A 20,636-nucleotide genomic window follows, 5' to 3' on the forward strand; every position below is an offset into this window, starting at 1 on the left:
GAAAATACAAACGCAATCTTAATGTCGTGGGGCTTTGAATCATGAGTGAACTTGATTTGAATACCTCTGTGATGGGGCGCAGAGACTTCCTCCAGGCGTTTGCGGTGTTGAGTCTGGGGGGGATGACATTTGGATTGTCCTCGTTCCTTGTTCCGCCTTCTTCTGAAAAAAACGGGTTTGTCGTCGTTAACGGCTGGGTGTTGCCTGCCCAGTATTTTCGGCAAACGCGCACATGATCAAAGATTACCAATCGCAGAAAGAACTGCGCGATCACTATGACTTCTGCATCATCGGGGCCGGGCCGGCGGGCATCACGCTGGCGTTGCGTCTGGCCGGTGATGGCCGGCGCGTGCTGCTTGTCGAGGGCGGGGGGCACGAATATTCACAATCCTCGCAAACCCTTTACAACTGCCCCTCGACAGGTCTGAATGTCTACGCTGAAGAAACACGCCTGCGGTTTCTCGGCGGCACGTCGAACCACTGGGCGGGGCGTTGCCGGCCCTTCGAAAAATCAGATTTCGACTGGGGCCCTCCGGTCAGCCTTCCTGGCTGGCCCATCAGATTTTCCGAGTTCGAACGCTATCTGCCAGCAGCCTTGGCCATTGTGGATCTCCCGTCGGATTCCGGATTCAAGACGATCAATGCGTCCATGGACGGCAACGACTTTGTAGCGGATCGTTTCCTGCTGAGTCCGCCGACGCGATTTGCACAAAAATACGCCAAGGATCTTCAAGAGACCGAGGGGATTGATGTCTTCATCAATTGCAACTGTGTCGATCTTGAATTTGATGACAAGACCGGCCGCATCGCCGCCATTGTTGTGTCCGATTACGACAGGCACCGAGAGCGAGTGAAGGCAAAACAGTTCATTCTGGCCACGGGCGCCATCGAGAATGCCAGGCAGCTGATGAACAGTGAGTCTTTGACAGCCGCCGGAGTCGTCAGCAAGGACGGTTTGGTCGGCAAATGTTTCATGGAACACCTGAACCTCGACCTGGGGACTTTCATCCTGGGGGAGGGGCAGAGTACAGAGCCTCGACAGTACTTCACGACCGATGCGTTTGTAGCGCAATATCAATCAGGCAAAGGAAATGTATCGGCATCGCTCCTGGCGCACGTGCAGGCCTATGGGCGAACGGCAGCCATCAAGGACTTTCTGGAGAACCTCGCCTGCGATGTAGGGTTGGCGCACAAGCTCGATTTCATTTCCCGCTTCAATTGTCCCGGGGATGGGGTGATCACCACGCTTATCGAACAATTTCCCAATCGAAACAGCGGCATCACGTTGCTTGATGAACGGGATGCATTGGGGGTGCGCAAGGTCAGCATCAATTGGGAAGTGGCACCCGAAGACAGGCGTACCATCAAGTGCATAGGGATGGAGGTGGCGAAGTGTTTTGCCGACACGGGGCTGGGCTTCGTCAAGCTGGAAGAGTGCGTGTATGACGTCTCTGTGCCACTGAAAGTGGCGCCCCACGCGCATCATATGGGAACCACACGGATGGCCTCGGCGCCTGAGTACGGAGTGGTCGACGAGAACTGCAAAGTGTTCGGCACCGATAATCTTTACGTCGCGGGCAGCAGTGTTTTCGCTACAGCCGGTGCGAGCAATCCGACCATGCCTCTTTTGCAGCTTGCCCTGAGGCTGGCAGACCATCTTAATCATCAAGCGGGCCCGGCGGGCAGGTATTCCTGATACTACAATCAAAAAAACCAGGGTGTTTCTGGCTCTGGCATGGATGAGAATCGCAGGATTTGTGAGGCTGACAGGATGATAAGGCTGGCAAGGCGTGCTGTAAGTTATTTCGTCAACAAAACGGGGCGGGGGCGCTGGATCTTTAAACGGTTTTGTAATCCTGACGGGTTCGAGTGGGCTCGATATCTGGCGCGCTGGGGATCGCTGCATTCCGTCGGCAGCAATGTGTGGATCAATGTCGGTTGCAATATCGCTGACCCTTCGCTAGTGCGCCTCGGCAACAACATCGCTTTATCGGATTGCACCCTGTTCTGTCACGATGGAGCCGTTTTCTTCTCCACTCTCTACAACGTAAAACTTGATTCTGTCGGCCCCGTCGACATCCGTGACAACTGTTTTATCGGGCATGGTGCGATCATCATGCCGTGCGTGACCATAGGTCCGGGTTCAATTGTCGCCGCAGGTGCTGTTATCAGGAAGGATGTCCCGCCGGGTGTCGTGGTCGGGGGCAATCCAGCGAGAGTTTTTTGCACCGTTGAAGACCTGATGAAAAAATTCGAGGCGCGTTGCAACGACTATCCGTGGATGGACCTCATCAGAGAGCGCACCGGTAGCTATGACCCAAGTCTGGAGTCGGCGCTTATGGAAATGCGAGTGGAATACTTTTTTGGCGAGCCACCAAAATGACCCGTACTCCCCTTGATGTACTGGTCGTCAACTACAACACGGCGACGCTGTTACAGCCGATGTTCGATGCATTACGCCAGGCAAACAGTGCGGATCCGACGCGCTATCTGGTCGTGGACAATGCCTCTGCCGATAATTCCCTGGAACGTCTGGAAAATGTTTGCCCAGAGGCATTGTTGTTGGCCAATGAAAACAATGTGGGCTTTGGCCGTGCCAACAATCAACTGGTTGAACACTTGCAAGGCAAGTACGCGTTGCTCATCAATACCGATGCCTTCGTTGCCGCCGACACCCTGAAAAAAACCCTCGACTACATGGAGGCGCATCCGGATTGCGGAGTCCTCGGCGTTCGGCTGGTTGGCCGGGAAGGCGATCTGCAACCCTCGTGTCGCTACTTTCCGACGCCTCTGAATGTCTTCCTCTCGCGCACCGGGCTTGAACGGTTTTTCCCTGTGGTGAAGAGGGTGGATGACATGGACTGGGATCACGCCTCGGTCCGTGAGTGCGACTGGGTACCGGGCTGCTATTACCTGATCCGCCGTGAAGTCATCGACCAGGTGGGCTTGTTCGATCCGCGCTACTTCCTCTATTACGAGGAGGTCGATCACTGCAAGCGCGTCAAGCAGGCTGGCTGGAAAGTGGTGTATTACCCGGACACCACGGTGGTGCATATCGGCGGTGAAAGTGCCAAAACGGTGGTTGAACTCAACGCGGTCAGTCGACAGATACCCAAGATGCAGATCGAAAGCGAGCTGTTGTATTTCCGCAAGCACCACGGTCTGTCCGGTCTGGCCTTGCATATGTTTCTGGTGTGCCTGGGTGATCTGATTCTGGCGCTCAAGGCGTTATTGAAAGGTCGTGGCCGAGCCGCCATCGACGCGTGCTGGCAGCATGCGCGTGCCACCTGGGCGCTGCTGCGCGAGACCAAATTCGCCACCCAACCAACACGGTAGAGCCATTCATGTTCGAAAACATACGTGCGGACTTGCGTGCATACGCGGGTGATTGGGGGGCTCAGGGCTTCTGGGTGATGCTGGTTTATCGCTTCGGACGCTGGCGCTACGGCGTGCGTCCGGCGCTGTTGCGCAAGCTGCTCTCCTTTATCTACAAAGTTCTCTACAAACTGGTGCAGATCCTCACGGGTATCGAGCTGCCCTGTGAAGTCGTGGTCGGACGCAACTTTGTCATCGATCATTTCGGCGGGATCATTATCAGTGGGTATGCGCAGTTCGGCGATGATTGCCGGATCCGCAATGGCGTGGTCGTGGGCCTGAAGAATGTGAATGAGCCGATCGCCCCGGTGATCGGCAACAACGTTGATATCGGCACCGGGGCCAAGGTGCTGGGCAATATCCGCATTGGCAACAATGTCGTGATTGGTGCCAATGCCGTGGTGCTGACCGATGTACCGGATGACTCGGTGGCAGTGGGCGTGCCCGCCATTATCAAGAGAAGGCAGTCGGCGGAAGCAACAGCATCCTCCCTGGACACTTCCGACTGCGACGCCAAGTGAACCCCATGGCGATCGGCATGGGGGTCGTTGTTATCGGTCGCAACGAGGGCCTGCGGCTTGAGCGCTGCCTGGTTTCGCTGGTGGGTGCGGCAGAGCAGGTGGTCTATGTCGACTCTGGATCAACGGACGATTCGGTGCAGATGGCAAAGGCGCTCGGGGTCGAGGTGGTCGAGCTGGATATGTCGATCCCGTTTACGGCGGCCCGCGCTCGCAATGAAGGATTTGCCCGCCTGCAACGTCTGCTGCCGGCGATGCGCTACGTACAATTTGTCGACGGTGATTGCGAGGTTGTCGAAGGCTGGTTGTCCCGGGCACAGGACTTTCTCGATACCCGGCCTGACGTGGCGGTGGTTTGTGGGCGGCGCCGCGAACGATTTCCACAGCGCTCGATTTACAACTTGTTGTGCGACCTCGAATGGGACACGCCGATAGGCGAGGCCAAGGCCTGTGGTGGCGATGCGTTGATGCGGGCGGATGCCTTCGCCGCAGCGTCAGGGTTTCGAGCGGACCTGATCGCCGGGGAAGAGCCCGAATTGTGTGTGCGCCTGCGGGCGAATGGATGGAAGGTCTGGCGTCTGGCCGAGGAAATGACTTTGCACGATGCGGCCATGACCCGCTTCGGCCAGTGGTGGCGGCGTACATTGCGCGGCGGGCATGCCTTTGCCGAAGGTGCTTTTTTACATGGGGCTGCACCGGAGAAACATTGGCTGCGGGAGTCGCGTCGTGCCTGGTTCTGGGGCTTGGGCGTGCCACTGGCGACGGTGATCGCACTGTTGATGCTGGGCTGGTCAGGGCTGCTTCTGCTGCTGGTCTACCCGTTGCAAGTCGTGCGCCTGGCTCGTCGAGGCGGTAGATCAAAGCGCGAAAACTGGCTGCTGGCTTTATTCCTCGTGCTGGGAAAATTTCCCGAGATGCTCGGGCAAGCCAAGTTTCTTCTGAACAGATTCGGCACCGGCAAAACCGCGTTGATCGAATACAAGTGAGACGTCCATGAATAATTGGCTGCTATTGAAGAGCGTGTTTAACTTGCATGCGGGCTATTCGTTAAGAGCCTTGAAAAACAAGCTTAAATTATTGGTTTTGATTGGGAAGAACTGGTCGGGGCTCAATGTGTTTTTGGGGCGCATGTCGAATGCTCTGGGCAAGTCCGGTATTGAGAAGTTGGGGGCAGATTGTATCGGTGTCGTTCATTGGCCCTACATCAGTAAAAACTGGAGCGCTCAGGACCGATTGGATGTGCTGGCTTCGCATTACGAAGTCATCACAAAAAGCTGCCCGCAATTATTGCTTTCCGGGCGAAGCGAACGTCTGGTGTTGAGTGACTTGTCGGAATACTCCGCAGGTTGTTTCCTGGTGCTGGACCGTCCTACATGGTTCATGCGGGAAGGGGAGCTGGTACTGAATTTGTTTCAGGGGGATCTGCGCATCGCCTCCATCGCGTTCTCCTTGTGCCGCACGGACACTGAGTTGTGTATTTTTATCGGCGCCGTTCAAGGGATACACAAAGGCGTGGAGAGTGATCTGTCGTTGAGCATCTACAGGGACCTGACAAAAGATTTTGAAGGTCTGCGGCCAAGAAGCTTTCTGATCGAAGTGATCAAATACCTTGCCATCAACCTTGGCGTTGAAAAAATCTATGCGGTAGGGGATGGGTATCGCCACCATCGTCACGCGTATTTCGGTACTGAAAAGGCTCAGGATCTGGCGGCAAATTACGACGTGATCTGGCTGGAGCACGGCGCGACGCCTTCGCAGCGCGAGGACTTTTTCGAGATTCCCATGGAGCCGTCCAGAAAACCGCTCGACAGTATCGTCGCAAAAAAACGTGCCATGTACCGCCGACGCTATGAGCTTCTGGATGACACCTTCAGAAGGATAGACAGCGTGTTGTCAGCCAGTTACAGCAAGCGCCGTGACGTACCTGATCGCTGTACGACGGTGGAATCACCTGCAGCAATAACCCTCCGCAACGACAACTAAGCCTGGGTTCCTATGCGCATTGCTTATTTCATCAATCAGTACCCCAAGGTCAGCCATAGCTTCATTCGTCGCGAGATTCTGGCGGTGGAACGTCAGGGTTTTGAGGTGCAGCGTATCGCGCTGCGTGGCTGGGATGCCGAGTTGGTGGATGCCGAGGACGTGTCCGAGCGCGATAAAACCCGGTATGTCTTGCAGGACGGAATAAAAGGGCTGTTGGGTCCCGCGCTGCAGGTATTGCGCGCCCAGCCACGCCGCTTCTTCTCGGCACTGTGGCTGGCGTTACGCATGGGCCGGCGTGCTGATCGCGCCTGGCCGTATCACCTGGTTTATCTGCTCGAAGCCTGTCGCCTGCTGACCTGGTTGCAGGCGTTCGGCGCGAGGCATGTGCATGCGCATTTCGGCACTAACTCCACCGAGGTGGTAATGCTGGCCAACGCGCTCGGCGGGCCAGCGTACAGTTTTACCGTGCACGGTCCGGAAGAGTTCGACAAACCGCAGTTCATTCATCTGGGCGAGAAAGTACGGCGCGCGGCGTTTGTCGCGGCCATCAGTTCTTATGGCCGCAGCCAGTTGTTTCGCTGGGTGGATCATTCGCACTGGGCAAAAGTAAAAGTGGTGCATTGCGGCCTGGAGCGGAGCTTTCACGATGTGACGCCGGTGGCGGTGCCTGCCGTGCCGCGTCTGGTTTGCGTCGGTCGCTTGTGTGAGCAAAAGGGTCAGTTGCTGTTGCTGGAGGCCGCGCGTCTGTTGGCAGCGCAAGCCGTGGAGTTCGAAATCGTACTGGCTGGCGATGGGGAAATGCGTGGGCAAATCGAGGCCCTGATTGCACAGTATGGCTTGCAGTCGAAGGTACGCATTACCGGCTGGATCAGCAGCGACCAGGTGCGTACGGAAATTCTTGCCGCGCGCGCCCTGGTACTGCCCAGCTTTGCCGAGGGCCTGCCGGTGGTCATCATGGAAGCCATGGCCTTGCGCCGGCCGGTGTTGACGACTTATGTGGCGGGCATTCCCGAGCTCGTGCGCCAGGGCGAGAACGGCTGGCTGTTTCCCGCCGGCGAAGTGGAGGCGCTGGCCGCAGCGATGGCGGACTGCCTCGCGCAACCTGTCGAGGTGTTGCAGCGGATGGGCGAAGCGGCCTGGCAGCGGGTGGTGGAACGCCACGATATCGATACCGAAGCAGCCAGGTTGGCTGATTTATTCAAGGCACAAGCATGATCACGTTACTGGGTTGGCTGTTCAGCGCACTGTTGGTGCTCATCGTCCCGCCGGTATTGGTGTTGTCTGCCCAGGTGTTGCTGGCCTGTCTGCCTGCGCGGTCACGTCCGTTGACGCCGGGACCGCGGCCGAGGGTGGCGGTGCTGGTGCCGGCGCACAATGAATCCTCACTCATCGTTGCGACGCTGGACAGCATCCGGCCGCAGCTGCGGGAAGGCGATCGCCTGTTGGTGGTGGCGGACAACTGTTCTGACGACACCGCAGCGCTGGCCCGCGCCGCGGGTGCCGAGGTGGTGGAACGTCGCAACGAACAGCAGCGTGGCAAGGGGTATGCGCTGGACTTTGGGGTGCGCCATCTGGCGATCGACGCGCCGGACGTCATGATCATTGTCGATGCCGACTCCCTGGTGAGTGAAGGCTCGATCGAGCGTCTCGCCGTGTGTTGCATCAACTCGGGGCGGCCAGCGCAGGCACTGTATCTAATGCATGCTCCAGCGGGTTCCGGGTTGAAAGTGCAGCTTGCCGAGTTCGCCTGGTGTGTGAAAAACCGAGTGCGGCCGCAAGGTTGGGCACGGCTTGGCTTGCCTTGTTCATTAATGGGCTCGGGCATGGCTTTCGTCTGGAAGGACCTGGCTTTGGTCGATCTCGCCAGCGGCCATATCGTCGAAGATCTGAAGATGGGCCTGGATTTTTGTCGAAGCGGCAAGCCGCCTTTGTTTTGTCCCGATGGGCTGGTCACCAGTTATTTTCCGCGCAGTGACGAAGGCTTGAGTATCCAGCGTAAGCGTTGGGAACACGGTCATCTGGGGGTCATCCTGGGGGATGCGCCAAAGTTGATGGTAGAGGCGATCACCCGGCGTAACGGGAGCCTGTTAGCGATGACGCTGGATTTGCTGGTGCCTCCGCTGGCCTTGCTGACGTTGGTTCTGGCCGCAGCCTTTATCCTCTCATGGCTGTTGTTTTTGCTGGGCGGAGCATTGGCGCCCGCAGTGATCGCTTCGCTGGGGATGGCGCTGTTGGGAGGGACTGTCCTGCTGGCGTGGAGTCGCTTCGGTCGGGGGATCATCGCTTTTTCGACTTTGTTGTATGCGCCGTTCTACGCGTTGAAAAAAATCCCCCTGTACATCGGCTTTATTCTGAAGCGCCAGGTTGAGTGGGTGCGGTCGAAGAGGGACGATAATTAATGCACGCTTTGTCCTGGCAACACCGTTGGCAAACGATTACCCGAAAACTCAGGGTGGTCAGCGACGTTGATGATGAGCAACGATTGATTGAGGTGTTGTCCAGACCTGAAGGGACGACCGTGCTCGGATTCGCCAATGCCCATGCCATGAACCTGGTGGCAGCCAATACCGATTACCATAGCGCGCTGCTCTCGGCGGACGTGCTGCTGCGCGATGGCTCCGGCCTGGCCATCCTGTTTCGTCGCCTCGGACTGGAACCGGGACTGAATATGAACGGCACCGATTTCATCCCCAAACTGCTGGCCGCGTACAAGGGCCGGCGTGTGGCTTTCTGGGGGACTGAAGAGCCTTTTCTGACCCATGCCGTGCGGCACAGCGAAGCGCAATTTGCGGTCAATGTTGTCTCTGCGCATCATGGCTTCGCGCCAGTGGACACCTACATCAACCTTGCCCGGGAGTTTCAGCCGGAACTGGTTGTGCTGGGGATGGGCATGCCCAAGCAAGAAGCCGTTGCTGCCAGGCTGGCCGACAGCGGCGTGCCCTGTCTTGTCGTGTGCGGCGGGGCGATCCTGGACTTTCTGGGCGGCAAGGTGACTCGCGCTCCGCAATGGGTGCGTCATATCGGTTGCGAATGGGTGTTCAGACTCATCACTGAGCCAAAGCGACTCTTCCGTCGTTATGTGATGGGCAACCCGCTGTTTCTACTGCGTACTTTGATCTTCAGGCAAGCCTGACTCAACAGGTCTTTTGATACCTGGCTCAAGCTTTTCCGGCGCCATAAAAACAGCGTCTGAAATATCTTGCAAAACTTCGGCGTTGCACCTTTACTCATGTTGAAGTTTCGACTTGACGGGTGTGCTTGAGGTTGTTTGCTTCATTAAGATTGGCGTCAACAAAATGTTGTCGAACAATCTTGAGTTCCAGGGAAGGAGTGGCGAGTTTTTCGCAAGAAGAAGGGTGGCAGGCTCAAAGTGGATGACGGATTGTATCGAGATTGTAATAACCGACCGGTTTGAACAATGTGCTCAGTTGTCGCGCTTTCATTTCAAGTCTTTGGTTTATTGATTTGAAACTAAAATGGCCCTTCCTTGAATTGTGCTAATAACCAAATGAAAGAATATATAGCAGAACCCATGCGTCGCTTATTAACTCCTTCAATGCGATTTGAGCTAAGGAAAGCTGTCGCCTGGCTGCGGGATATTCTCGGGCGCGCCTGTTTTTGGCGCTGGGAAATTGTCAGGTTCAAACTGCGGGAAGACAGCCTCTACGACATACTTTATGTGGGCAGGAAAACACAGCGGGAGTTTGTGAAGGTTTTACTGGGCGTCCAATCTCAAGGGGTTGATGGGCAGTTGAAGCTGGGCAAGTCAGACCGGACAGTGGTGGTCAGCGAAATGCCGACCCCGGGGGCCTTATATGTGCCTCAGTACTTGAGTGCTGTCGTGCCGCTGAGCAGGTCAATCGACGAGATCACCGCGAGATACAACACCGAGCTGCGTCGGAACCTGCGCAAGAATCGTCTGCGTTACCGCATGAAGCAAGCGTTGAACGATGACGAGATTGAAATCGCCGATCGGGAAATGCTTCAACCTTATGCCGCGGCCCGGCATGGTTCGGCCGCCTCACAAATTGAAGCACAGGAAGTTCATCGGGTGGCAAAAGTTGCCGGGCGACTCGATCTGGTGCTGCTGGAAGACGAGGTTGTTGCATGCCATCTTGGCTGTGTAGTCACCCGGGCAGGTAAGCGTTATTGGAGTACCGTGCGCTTCGGTTACCCAGATGTAGTGTTTTCGGATACAAAGAAATTACGTGAAGTTAACTCCATTACCACTTTCATGGCGCTGGAATGGGCGATTGAAAATGGTTTTGACTATTACGATATTGGAACTTGCCTGGCACGCCCGGACGACGGGCTTCTGGAATGGAAAAGAAGACGCGGTGGCGATGTCGATACGCTGGGTAACCACGGTTATTTGTTTGTTCAACTGCCCAAGGCAGGTGCAGCTCAGTTTCTCTGGGAGGCGCCGTTATTTGCGGTTGAGGGAAAAAACCTGACACTTCATCTTGGGTTGCCGGACGGGCCGAGTGATGAAGAAGTTGCCAGCCGATATCGCGAGATGGGATTTGGTGGTCTTTCGACAATATATATCCATTGTTCCAGAGTGCCGGGAGAAGCGCTTCTCGACACCTTGCGCAGTCGTTACGCTCATTTGAAGTTGCCCCCTGTCCTGGAAATTGTTGTATCCACCTGAACAAGTTGTTGTCTTTAAAAAGCCGGTTTTAACCAAGAACGCTTGTTGCTGTTTATCCATATCTGGATGGGGTGGCTATGTCTCAATTTAATGCATTGACGAGTGGCGGCCAATCGAAATGGAGCTTCGCGGCGTATAAGCACCTTTTCAACACGCGTGTCACTCGGACGCCGTCGCTGGCCCTTCAGAGTCAGGCCGTGAAAACCTGGGACATTGCCCCGGGCGAAATCGCGATGGCTCCGCCCGCGTTCTACCTGCCCGATCAACTGGAGCGTGTGACGGGTTGGGCCGAGGCGCTTTTTTATCCTCATGAGCATCCTCGACGCACAATGGAAGGTATCGGTCGTGTTGAACATAGCCCGACCCGAGGCTACTTGCTGAAGGATGTCTGGTTGATCGATGGCACGCTCTACAAAGGCAATGCCAAATCATGGTTGACCCCGGGTGCTGGCCGGTTACCGGGCATTCGCGTAGAAAACGAAATCGATCGCGGCGCGTTGTATTGCACTGCGGGGGGAAACAAATGGTTTGGCACCTGGCTGATGGATGATTGTTTGACCTATGGATTAGCCTGCGACGAAGGTGTCCCGGTGACCACGGCACCCTTTGCCGATAATGTTTCCATTGCCAGGAACGGCATACTTCATGCCCCCGGTTACGAGAACTGGCTGGACATGAGGCCCGTTCGTTTACGTAATGCTTTTTTCCGTGAACTCGTGATCTTTGACGATCTGAGCCAAAACCGAAACAAGCACCTGCGTTTTCGGGCGATGGGTGAAAAATTGCTGTCGCACGTCAACGTCAGCGCTCATCCGGGCGTGTTCATCCTGCGAGGCGGCAAGGGTGAGCTGCGATTGCTGCGCAATGAGAGGGAACTGGCAGAGCGCCTGCGTGACCGTAGAGGCTTTCGCATTCTCGACCCGGCGACATCCGATGTTCCAACCATTGTCGCGGCCTGTGCCGGGGCAAGAACCGTGATAGGGATCGAGGGGAGCCAGCTTATCCATGGGGTCAATGTGCTTCCCCCGGGCGGCTCGCTGCTCGTTTTGCAGCCGCCTGATCGTTTCGTCTGTTTCTTCAAGTACCTGACCGATCGTGACCGGCAGAACTTTGGCTTTGTGGTCGGCACGCCCGCGGGCACCGGTTTCACCATTGACCCCGATGAAGTGGAGCGCACGCTGGATCTCTTTCCGTCATCGTACGGCGAGGCTTAATCCTCGCCTTTACGCGTGACCGGTTAGTAGGCTTGTTTGCCGGAGAAGGCCGATACCGTCCGTAAAAGAATGATGAAGTCCAGCCAGAGCGACCAGTTGTTGATGTACTCGATGTCTGAGTCAACCCGCCGAATCATTTGTTCTATATCTTTCGTTTCACCGCGAAGGCCACGCACCTGAGCCAGGCCGGTGATGCCCGGTTTAATGTTGTGGCGCGCAAAGTAGCCCGAGACATCGGGCGAGTACTGCACGTCGTGCTGGATCGCGTGCGGACGAGGGCCTACCAGCGACATTTCCCCCATCAACACGTTGAACAACTGCGGTAGTTCATCCAGGCTGGTTTTCCGAATAAAGGCGCCGACCCTCGTCACGCGTGGATCATTCTTTTGTGCCTGCTTGACGGTGCCGTCCGACGCTTGATGGACCACCATGCTTCTGAACTTCCAGATCCGGAAAACTTCGCCACTCCACCCCATGCGTTGTTGACGAAAGAACACAGGGCCGGGGTTATCGATCTTGATCGCAAGGGCGACGATCGCCAGCACGGGCGCCGCAAAAAGCAGGATGAGAAAAGCTCCGACCTTGTCTTCGAGATTCTTCAGAAACAGCCGCATACCCATCAGCGGCGTTTCGGACAAGGTCAGCACGGGAATGCCGGCAATCTCGCGAACGCTGTGGTTGATCAACTTCAAGGCGAAAATGTCAGGCACCCAGTTAACCCTGACGTGTTTGTCAAACAGGCTTAGATAGACCTTCTGGATAACTTCGGAGCCGCCCACAGGGGTCACAAAATAGACGGTACGAATGGCGTGTTTGACAACCAACTCATCAAGATCGGAGATATTGCCCAGTATCGACAGACGAGTTGCGCCTTCCTGGCCTTCCTTTCCCCAGTCATCGTCCGCGCCAATCAACACACAGCCGACGATGCGTTCACCGAGCCAGGGGTTATTGCTGATTTTCTTGTGGAGGTAGCTCGCCAGTTCCCCTGAGCCGATGATCAGCGAATTTTCCAGTTGCGTCGGGTGAGCCAGAAACCGCTTCTGCATTTCCCGTGTGGCGAGGTGCAAAAACAACTGGGCAAAGTAGCCAAGAACAAATAACTCCCCAACCAACAGCCGCGAATACCGTTCGCTTGTTTTGGTCAGAAAAGCCATGGCCACGAGAAAACCAAAGGTCGCGGTCCACGCTTTCAGAAGCTTGAAGGCTTTGACGGTAAAACCGACATTGCTGCGGTAAATGGCGTAGTGGTCGTACACCACCGCCAATCCCCCCAGCAGGAGCAGGAGCAGGATGACGTAATCCTGGGAAATGAAGCCGATATGATAATTGATCAAAAACCACGCGACACCGGTTACCGCAACGCAATCGAGACCGGCCTGAATGACGATACTGGTGCTGCTTCTTCGCTGGAGAACGGAACGCGTACTGTTGGGCTCAAAAATCATTTTCAGACCTCATTTGCTTTCCCTTGCGCTCGATATGACAGGATTCAGGTCAAACAGCCCTCGCTTGAGAGCCTCAGCGCCACCGACAAGTTACTCATGCTTGTGACAGGTCTCCACCCTAAAATGTGTAAATCTGGTGAGACGAAGTCGGGTGCTATCACTTTAGCACCACTGTGCAAACATTCACTGAATCACTGCTGTTTCATACAACAATCAAGGCAAAAAATGAAGTTGGGCAGGAGGGGCCGAGCAAACACGGGGGGACGCCTCCGCGGTGTCTACCGCAGGCTTGTCTGATCAGCAATCTTGGGGACGGTAACTCGCGCGGGACAGACGTCTCGCAGGGCAGGGCGCAAGCGGCAGGGCGGGAACCGGGGTCCCCGTTTTCATCGTGGCGGTCTGGTTACACCGTTGTCAGTTATTCATCCCGTCGTCAATGGCGATGCCTTGCGCACGCATCTGCTGGATCAGTTCGGCGCGGGTGCCGGGAAGGTTGAGCATGGTTTTTGCGCGCAGGGCCGCCACTTCTTCCGCGCTGTAAGGTTGATAATCCGCAGGTGTGCTTTTGCCGGCCATGCCGTCTGCACGCATGAGCCAGTTCAGCAAGTCGGCCAGCTGCGCGTTGTCCAGCGCGGACTGCGACATGCCGGGAACACGCACGAGAAACTCGCGCCCGCCCGGCACCTTGAGAAAGTTGCCGACAAATCCCGCCATCCGCGGTGTGTCATTGGCGGGGGAGCCCATGCCATTGCCCAGGTGGCAACCGGCGCATTGCAATTGGTAATTCACGCCAACGCTGTAGCCGGCCTGGGCAATCGGTTTCTGCGGCGCTTCATTACCCGGCGCATGACGCTGCGCCGGGTCGGGGATGGCTCTGGCGTGTACGAGCGGGGCAGCCATGACGCAGGCAAGACCGAGGAATAGCAACTTACGCATGACAGACACCTTGTGCTGATGGCCGGTAACCGCAAATAAAGAAAACGACAAACCCAAAAAAAACCGCCGATTGCGTGAACAATCGACGGCAACTGCGCGTTAAACCGCCACGCCACGAATGATCGAAACGGTGCAGTGGTAGATGTGCGATTTGGCGGCCAGGCACCAGTTCACATCGTTGTTGTTGAACGGGCGATAGGCCGGTTCTTCACTGTCGTTACGGGTGCAGGCGCACTGGGCGCAGCTCTGTTTACCGCAGCAGTCGTTGTACGAAATGATGTAGTCCTTGCCGTCGGCCGGGTTGCGGCACGTGCCGATCCAGGTGACTTGAGACGCTTCGGTGCCCGGCGGGCAGGACGTCACCGACCCCCCGCAGCAGCTGCACAGAAAACCGTCGATCGAGCAGTAGCGCCAGTAGTCGCAACTGTTCGGATCACCCGGGTCACCGGCCTTCGGGTTGTCCGCGGCCAGGGCTTTGCTGGTGCGGTCCAGCGGCAACAGCAGGGGCAGCGCGGCGCCCGCGACCATCAGGGAACCCATGCGCGCCAGCAGTTTGCGACGCGAGGTGGTGTCGGCCACTCGACGGGTCGAGCGCTCGAATAACAGATCCAGCAGTTTCATAAAAGTCTCCCTGCCTTAATCAGTGGCTATGGCCGTGGCTGTGATCGTGAGCGTGCGGCTGGCTGTTCAGGTATTCCTGCAGCGTGGCGCTTTTCAGGTGTTCGACTTCGAACAGGCTGTCCAGGTGCTCGCGGGAGTTGACCAGGCCTTTGGCGCGCAAGGTGCCGGTCTTGTCGATCAGGGCGGCGTACGGCAGCTTGCCGATCTGATAGGTCATGCCGACTTCCGGCCCGACCACATAAGTGGCGTCTTCCAGTTTGTGTTCGCGGATCAGCGCTTGCTGGGCGTCCATGTCACCGTCGCTGATGAACACCACGTCGAGGCGATTCGCCTGTTCCCTGGCAATCGACTTGATCGCCGGCAGCAGGGATTTGCAGATCGGGCAGGTCGGCGAAAGGAAAAACAGCAGTTGGGATTTTTCACCGGCATAGCCGAAGTTGACCGGGCGACCGTGACGGTCGGAAGCCGTGACTTGCGGCGCGGCTTCGTTGACTGCCACGCCTTTGTCGACCATCAGCGCACCGGCCGGGGCCAGACGCCCGTGCAGCACACCAATCTGCCGGACCAGGCCCATGACGACAAACGCCACGGCCACCAGCAGTACCCAGAGCAGAACGTTGGAAACGATTAAGCCTTCCATTGATCACCTACCAATCAGTTTGAGCAGAAGAGGGGAGTTCGCCAGCAAGCCGTCGGCTGTGGCGTAAATCAGCAGCGCGACGGCGCTGGCGGCGACAGTGACGAAGCCGTCGAAAAAACCAAGGTCACGGGCGACCGGCGACACGCTGGCCAGCAGCGCCAGGACCACCAGCGCGCTGTTGCGCAACAGCAGAACCGGACGCAATGGCTGCGCCTGGTCCGGGCCGGCACAACCGCAGTCGATGTCGCCGCGACCGCGCCACAGGTTGATGCCGATGGCCGCGGCGTAGAGCGCGATCAGGCTGGCAGCACTGAGCGCCGCCCACGAACGGCAGGCCGGCACCAGCAGCGCAAAGGCAATCGCCAGTTCAATCACTGGAATGACTCGGGCGACAGGGCGCACGATCGCGCCAGGCAGCAGTTGGTAGTCGCCCAGTTGCCTGGCAAAACGTGCCGGTGCACGTAACTTGTGCGTCGCGGCACTGGCCAGCAACACCGCAATCGCGAGCGCGCTGGCAATGATGAAGATCGGATCGATATACATGGCCGAACCTCGTTTAGTAGCTCATGACCTGAGTCGCGGTTTTGGCGACTTTCGGCATGCTGCCAGTGAGCGTGTTGGTCTTGAGGTCGAAAATCTGCAAGCCGCCTTCAACGTCCGTGCCGAGCAGCAGCGGCTTGTCGTCGCCGGTGGCCTGCATGCTCCAGACCGGTACCGGTGCTTCCAGCGTCGCCACCTTCTTGTGGGTTTTCAGATCAAACGCCCAGATCAGCGGGCTCGGGTCTTCCCACTTCATCGGTTCGTGAGCGTCGTGCATCAGCACGTACAAACGGTTCAGCTTTGGCGCGACGGCCATCAGCTGCCAGCCACCGGGCGCCCATCCGGCTTTCTTTTCCTCGTCGCTGGTCAGTGACCACGCCGGCAGGATTTTCGGTGCATCGGCAGAGAAATCCACCGGGCGCACCGTGCCCGTCGTGGTGGTGAAGTAATAGGTGTCGCCGATGTTCACCGCGCGCTCATTGAGCTTCTCAGCATTGGGGTCGAAGAACGGCGTGCGGCTGCGCGCGGTTTCCTGGCCCTGATCGTTGAGCGTGATCACCTGCAGGCTGCCATCGCCGCACAGCGAGGCGAAGCGGCGGTTGCCGATCGGGTAGTTGAGTACGCAACCCGGAATCGCCAGTTCAGCGGCGACGGACTTGGCCTGGGTGTCGACCACGGTCACTGAAGTCGACGGCGTGAAGTTGTAGACGTAGACGAAGCGGTCATCGCCGCTGGTCTTCAAGCCGTAGCGCTGGGTCAGCGACTCGGCGCGCTTGGTCGGAATCAACAGCTCCCAGGCCGGCGACAGGGTCGAGCTGTCCCATGCGGTCAATACATCCGTGCGTGTGCCACGGGTGCCGCGTGAGTAAAAGATGTCGGCGCTGTAGAGGGTTTTCTGATCGTGGCTGAGCGTCGAAGGCGCCGCAAAACCGGTGGGTACCATGCCGAGGACGCGTTTTTTGTCGGGGTCGACCACGGTGACGCGGCCGGCCACGAAGCTTTCGAATTCGACGTCGACGATGAACGCGCGATGGACTTCCGGTGGAAATGCCAGAACGGTCTGGCCGATCGTGTCAGCGGGCAGATCCGCGCTGGCATTGTTCAAACCCAGTACCAGCAGGCTGAGACTCAGCGCTGACTGTACGGTGATCCTGGTGGCTCGCATTAGGGGGAACTCCCTGAATTATTGTTCACGCAAATCGCGGGTGCATTGGCAGATTTTTGCAGTTCGATTCTGCCTCGCCGGCCGAGGGGGTGAATTGCTGTGGCTGCCAAGTGTTTGTGTGTCTGTGCCAGTCTCAAGAAGCACATTTCGAAATCGCAGAAACTGCCGATCAACTGGGCGCAGGAGTCGGGTGAAAAACCTGTGGCAAGGGGGGTAAACCCCTCGCCACAGGTTTTGTGCTTGTCTCAGGTTTTGGTCGTAGCGAGTCTTCGAGTGTCAGGCGGGAGTGGCGAGGGGAAGGGAGAAGGTGAACACGGCGCCGCAGGGCTCAAGGTTTTGCGCCCAGATATCGCCACGGTGACGGCCGATGATGTTTTTGCACAGCGCCAGGCCGATACCGTTGCCGCTGACCTTGGAGGAGAAGAAGCCGTCGAAGAGCTTCTCTTGCGCCTGGGCCTGAATGCCGCGACCGCAGTCTTCGATGCGCACCAGCGCCAGGTGGTTCTCGGCGCTGGCCTGAATCCGCAACACCCGTCGTTCGACCGGCAAGTCGTTCATCTCTTCAATCGCGTTGAACGCCAGATTGAGAATGACCTGACCGATCAGCACTTTTTCGCAGCTCACCATCAGCGGCACCGGGCTGGCGACAATGTCGACGCGGACCTGACTCGGGTCGGCGCGCAGGCTGATGAAGTAACGGGTTTCGCGCAGCAACGCATTGAGGTCGATCAGCTCTTCGCTTTGCTCCAGCTTGACCACGTAATCGCGCACGCTCTTGATGATCAGCGACGCATGCTCGATTTGCCGCACGGCGTTTTGCAAGCCCCAGGCGACGCCCTGATCGGTGGCTTGCTCTTTGTTCAGGCGAATCATCGCGCCTTCGATGAAGTTGCGGGTGGCGGCCAGCGGCTGGCTCAGCTCATGGGCTATCGCCACGGCCATTTCGCCCATGGCGTTGTAGCGGGCCAGGTACTCGAGTTTTTGCTCGCTGACGCGCCGCGCTTCTTCGGCGCGCACTTGCTCGGTGACGTCGCGAAACAACAGCAGATGGCCAACCAGATCGTCTTCGATTTCGATAAAACGACAGGTCGCTTCATGCCAGCGCCACTCACCGTCGCGGCGTTGCACGTGGTAGTGCACGCTGAACGGTGCGTGTTCCGGTGTTTCGCTGGCCAACTGTTGCAACAGGCGCTGGCGTGACTCCTCGTCGCACCAGGACAGGAAATTTTCGCCGATCAGCGCGTGCTCTTCGCTGTTGAGCAAATGGGCGCCGGAGTCGCTGATAAAACGGATATCTCCCTCAGGACCAAGCACCGCAACACCTTCGGCCAGGTCCTGCATGAACGCCTTGAGCCGACTCTCGAAACGCTTGAGGTCGCGCTTGACCTTGTCTTCCCTGGAAATGTCGCGAAATTGCACCATCAACACATCGCGCCCTTCCAGATGCACCAGTGTGGCGACCGCCTCGGACAGAATTTCAACCCCCTGCTTGGAGCGATAACACCACTCGATGGCGCGCTGGCCCGTGCGCGCGGCGCCTTCGAGCCAGCGCAAACCCACCGAGCGCCGGTACTTCGGCGCATCGCGGGTCATGTCCGGGGCTTTCAGTGGCGTCAGTTCTTCCAGGGTGAAACCGAGCGCGCTCAGGGCGGCAGCGTTGGCCCAGAGAATCTCCTTGCTCTGTGCGTCGTGAAGAATGATGCACAACGGCATGGCTTCGATGAGGGTGAAAAAGTCGTGCGGTTTTGGCAGGTACATCGCGCAGCCCAGAGGAACCGGTGAAAGGGAAGTATGGCGTTTTATACCGTCTTGCGCGTGGGGATGCGCTCAGAAGTAACCAGGGGCGGGCTAGGGGATTTCTTTAGCCAAGTGGCTACACGCACCAATAGTGGCGACCCGATGCGGTTTTTACACTGAGCCCATCAACGGTCGCCACGCCGCCAGGCAGGCTCCGACCAATAACAATTAAACGGAGAGAAGCCCATGCTGCGCTCAGCTGTCGCGGAGAAAGACCCTCTGCCAGGCGTCGACGAGAACACCGTCCACAGCCAGGCCTTTGAGCAGGTGCTGGAGGAAGTGCGCCAGCGTCGTGAGGAATTCGACACCGGCTCCCACGTGCCGAGGGACATGATCGAACGCTTCAAACAGGTGGGCATCTACCGTGCCGCCACGCCGAAATGCTTTGGTGGTGACGCCCTGGCGCCGGCGCTTTTCCTGCGAATGATCGAACGCATTTCCGAAGCCGACGGCTCGGCCGGCTGGGTGGCCAGCTTCGGCAGTGCGGGTGTTTATCTCGCCGCATTGCCGCCAGAAACCCTCGCTGAAATTTACTCGAAAAGTCCTGACCTGGTGTTCGCCGGCGGCTTGTTTCCGCTGCAACCCGCCGAAACCGTCGAGGGCGGCTGGCAGGTCAGCGGCACCTGGAAATTCGCCAGCGGCTGCAAGGGCGCCGATCTGCTCGGCGTGGGTATTGGCGCTGCCGGCGGCAAACCACGCACCGCGGTCTTGCGCGCCGATCAAGTCGACATCGTCGAAAACTGGGACGTGGTCGGCCTCAAAGGCACTGGCAGCCACGATTTGCGCGTCACCGACCAACGCGTCGATGAACGCTGGACCTTCATCCGTGGCGGCGCTTCGACCATCGACGAGCCGCTGTTCCGCTACCCCTCGATTGCCTACGCCGCGCAAGTGCTGGCCGTGGTCAACCTCGGCCTGGCCCGCGCCGCGCTCGATGAAGTCAGCCGCATGGCGGCCGGCAGCGGCATCACCGGCGCGCCGAAAATGGCCGACCGTGCCTACGTGCGCATCGAGATCGCCAAGGCCGAAGCGCGTTTGGCCGCCGCGCGCGGTTTCTTCTACGGCGCCACCGAGCAGGTGTGGCATTCGATCCTTGCCGGCAACCCGGTTACCGCCGAACAAACCAGCCTGTTGCGCCTCAGCGCGATCCACGTTTCCCAGGCCGGAGCGGCCGTGGTGCAGAGCGCTTACAGCCTCGCCGGCACCACCGCGATTTACCTGCGCCATCCGCTGCAGCGCTACCTGCGCGATTCGATGGTGGTCACCCAACACGCGTTCCTCAGTGAAGGCCTGTACGACGGCGCCGGCTCGGTGTTCCTCGGCGTGCCGCCATTCCCTGGCTACATCTGAACCCATTATTCAAAGGATCAACCCCCATGTCCCAGACCACCCAAGAACCTCTGCGCGTCGTCTTTTGCATCGGTATCACCCAGAATTTTTTTGACCTGCCCACCGGCGAAGGCCTGAGCGTGTGGAAGGGTTTCAGCCAGATGATGGGCTCCCTCGGCGCCATGCCCGGCATTACCGTTCTGGGCGCGATGGACGATGACCGGCTGATGGTCGGCCCGTCCACCACCTCGCCGTGGACCGTCTACATCATGGCCGACGTCGACTGCCACCAGTCGGTGATCGACGCCTGCAACCTGTTTCGCACCACACCGGTGAACGAATACAGCCTGTGGCGTTACGCCAAGGTAGAAGCGCGCATCGGTCGCCCGCTGACCATTCCAGATGCGGCCAGGGTGTAA

The 20,636-nt window shown here is 58.0% G+C and carries 21 protein-coding genes; 14 read left to right on the top strand and 7 right to left on the bottom strand.

What is annotated here, in order from left to right:
* Positions 1-41: 41 nt before the first annotated feature.
* From ACM6IQ_RS12550 to ACM6IQ_RS12605, 12 genes are all read left to right on the top strand, one after another.
* Entirely contained in the window at positions 42-236 is a 195-nt protein-coding gene (locus ACM6IQ_RS12550; RefSeq protein ID WP_414878921.1) for a hypothetical protein, read from the top strand.
* Entirely contained in the window at positions 233-1,696 is a 1,464-nt protein-coding gene (locus ACM6IQ_RS12555) for a GMC oxidoreductase (protein WP_414878922.1), read from the top strand. Before ACM6IQ_RS12550 ends, ACM6IQ_RS12555 begins: the two co-directional genes overlap by 4 nt.
* 75 nt (positions 1,697-1,771) lie before the next feature.
* Entirely contained in the window at positions 1,772-2,383 is a 612-nt protein-coding gene (locus ACM6IQ_RS12560; RefSeq protein ID WP_414878988.1) for an acyltransferase, read from the top strand.
* Positions 2,380-3,336 carry a glycosyltransferase family 2 protein gene (locus ACM6IQ_RS12565; protein ID WP_414878923.1) on the top strand — a complete coding sequence of 319 codons (957 nt, stop codon included), beginning with the start codon at positions 2,380-2,382 and terminating at the stop codon, positions 3,334-3,336. Before ACM6IQ_RS12560 ends, ACM6IQ_RS12565 begins: the two co-directional genes overlap by 4 nt.
* An 8-nt stretch (positions 3,337-3,344) precedes the next feature.
* The gene (locus tag ACM6IQ_RS12570) at positions 3,345-3,896 is read left to right on the top strand and encodes a serine O-acetyltransferase (protein WP_214382496.1); all 552 of its coding nucleotides are present in this window, start codon (positions 3,345-3,347) and stop codon (positions 3,894-3,896) included.
* Between the two features lie 5 nt (positions 3,897-3,901).
* Positions 3,902-4,879 (top strand): glycosyltransferase family 2 protein, encoded by a 978-nt coding sequence (locus tag ACM6IQ_RS12575; protein WP_414878924.1) that lies wholly within the window; start codon positions 3,902-3,904, stop codon positions 4,877-4,879.
* Between the two features lie 7 nt (positions 4,880-4,886).
* On the top strand, positions 4,887-5,876 hold the full coding sequence (locus tag ACM6IQ_RS12580; RefSeq protein WP_414878925.1) for a DUF535 family protein: 990 nt from the start codon (positions 4,887-4,889) through the stop codon (positions 5,874-5,876).
* A gap of 12 nt (positions 5,877-5,888) precedes the next feature.
* Positions 5,889-7,091 carry a glycosyltransferase family 4 protein gene (locus ACM6IQ_RS12585; RefSeq protein WP_414878926.1) on the top strand — a complete coding sequence of 401 codons (1,203 nt, stop codon included), beginning with the start codon at positions 5,889-5,891 and terminating at the stop codon, positions 7,089-7,091.
* Positions 7,088-8,275, top strand: coding sequence for a glycosyltransferase family 2 protein (locus tag ACM6IQ_RS12590; RefSeq protein ID WP_414878927.1), 1,188 nt, complete (start codon positions 7,088-7,090; stop codon positions 8,273-8,275). Before ACM6IQ_RS12585 ends, ACM6IQ_RS12590 begins: the two co-directional genes overlap by 4 nt.
* Complete coding sequence (locus ACM6IQ_RS12595) at positions 8,275-9,009, top strand: WecB/TagA/CpsF family glycosyltransferase (protein ID WP_414878928.1); 735 nt, start codon at positions 8,275-8,277, stop codon at positions 9,007-9,009. Before ACM6IQ_RS12590 ends, ACM6IQ_RS12595 begins: the two co-directional genes overlap by 1 nt.
* A 375-nt stretch (positions 9,010-9,384) precedes the next feature.
* Positions 9,385-10,527, top strand: coding sequence for a hypothetical protein (locus ACM6IQ_RS12600; protein ID WP_414878929.1), 1,143 nt, complete (start codon positions 9,385-9,387; stop codon positions 10,525-10,527).
* Positions 10,528-10,604: 77 nt separating this feature from the next.
* On the top strand, positions 10,605-11,741 hold the full coding sequence (locus tag ACM6IQ_RS12605; RefSeq protein WP_414878930.1) for a glycosyltransferase 61 family protein: 1,137 nt from the start codon (positions 10,605-10,607) through the stop codon (positions 11,739-11,741).
* 23 nt (positions 11,742-11,764) lie between these two features.
* On the opposite strand, the gene ACM6IQ_RS12610 is transcribed toward ACM6IQ_RS12605, so the two are convergent.
* From ACM6IQ_RS12610 to ACM6IQ_RS12640, 7 genes are all read right to left on the bottom strand, one after another.
* Positions 11,765-13,189, bottom strand: coding sequence for an undecaprenyl-phosphate glucose phosphotransferase (locus ACM6IQ_RS12610; protein ID WP_414878931.1), 1,425 nt, complete (start codon positions 13,187-13,189; stop codon positions 11,765-11,767).
* Between the two features lie 414 nt (positions 13,190-13,603).
* Positions 13,604-14,125, bottom strand: a complete 522-nt coding sequence (locus tag ACM6IQ_RS12615; protein WP_414878932.1) for a cytochrome C — start codon at positions 14,123-14,125, stop codon at positions 13,604-13,606.
* Between the two features lie 99 nt (positions 14,126-14,224).
* A complete protein-coding gene (locus tag ACM6IQ_RS12620) occupies positions 14,225-14,746 on the bottom strand; it encodes a methylamine dehydrogenase light chain (RefSeq protein WP_008079640.1) in 522 nt (173 codons plus the stop codon).
* Positions 14,747-14,765: 19 nt separating this feature from the next.
* Positions 14,766-15,386: a methylamine dehydrogenase accessory protein MauD gene (gene mauD / locus ACM6IQ_RS12625; RefSeq protein WP_017338073.1), complete on the bottom strand. Its 621-nt coding sequence runs from the start codon at positions 15,384-15,386 to the stop codon at positions 14,766-14,768.
* A 3-nt stretch (positions 15,387-15,389) separates the two neighbouring features.
* On the bottom strand, positions 15,390-15,929 hold the full coding sequence (locus ACM6IQ_RS12630; protein WP_414878933.1) for a MauE/DoxX family redox-associated membrane protein: 540 nt from the start codon (positions 15,927-15,929) through the stop codon (positions 15,390-15,392).
* A gap of 13 nt (positions 15,930-15,942) precedes the next feature.
* Positions 15,943-17,091, bottom strand: coding sequence for an amine dehydrogenase large subunit (locus tag ACM6IQ_RS12635; RefSeq protein WP_017338075.1), 1,149 nt, complete (start codon positions 17,089-17,091; stop codon positions 15,943-15,945).
* A gap of 276 nt (positions 17,092-17,367) precedes the next feature.
* Entirely contained in the window at positions 17,368-18,849 is a 1,482-nt protein-coding gene (locus ACM6IQ_RS12640) for a PAS domain-containing sensor histidine kinase (RefSeq protein ID WP_017338076.1), read from the bottom strand.
* 225 nt (positions 18,850-19,074) lie between these two features.
* On the opposite strand from ACM6IQ_RS12640, the gene ACM6IQ_RS12645 reads away from it, so the two are divergent.
* A complete protein-coding gene (locus ACM6IQ_RS12645; RefSeq protein ID WP_017338077.1) occupies positions 19,075-20,238 on the top strand; it encodes an acyl-CoA dehydrogenase family protein in 1,164 nt (387 codons plus the stop codon).
* Positions 20,239-20,264: 26 nt separating this feature from the next.
* On the top strand, positions 20,265-20,636 hold the full coding sequence (locus ACM6IQ_RS12650; protein ID WP_008033901.1) for a hypothetical protein: 372 nt from the start codon (positions 20,265-20,267) through the stop codon (positions 20,634-20,636).

The organism is Pseudomonas sp. IT-P100 (genome assembly GCF_949767185.1).
Classification (GTDB): domain Bacteria; phylum Pseudomonadota; class Gammaproteobacteria; order Pseudomonadales; family Pseudomonadaceae; genus Aquipseudomonas; species Aquipseudomonas fluorescens_B.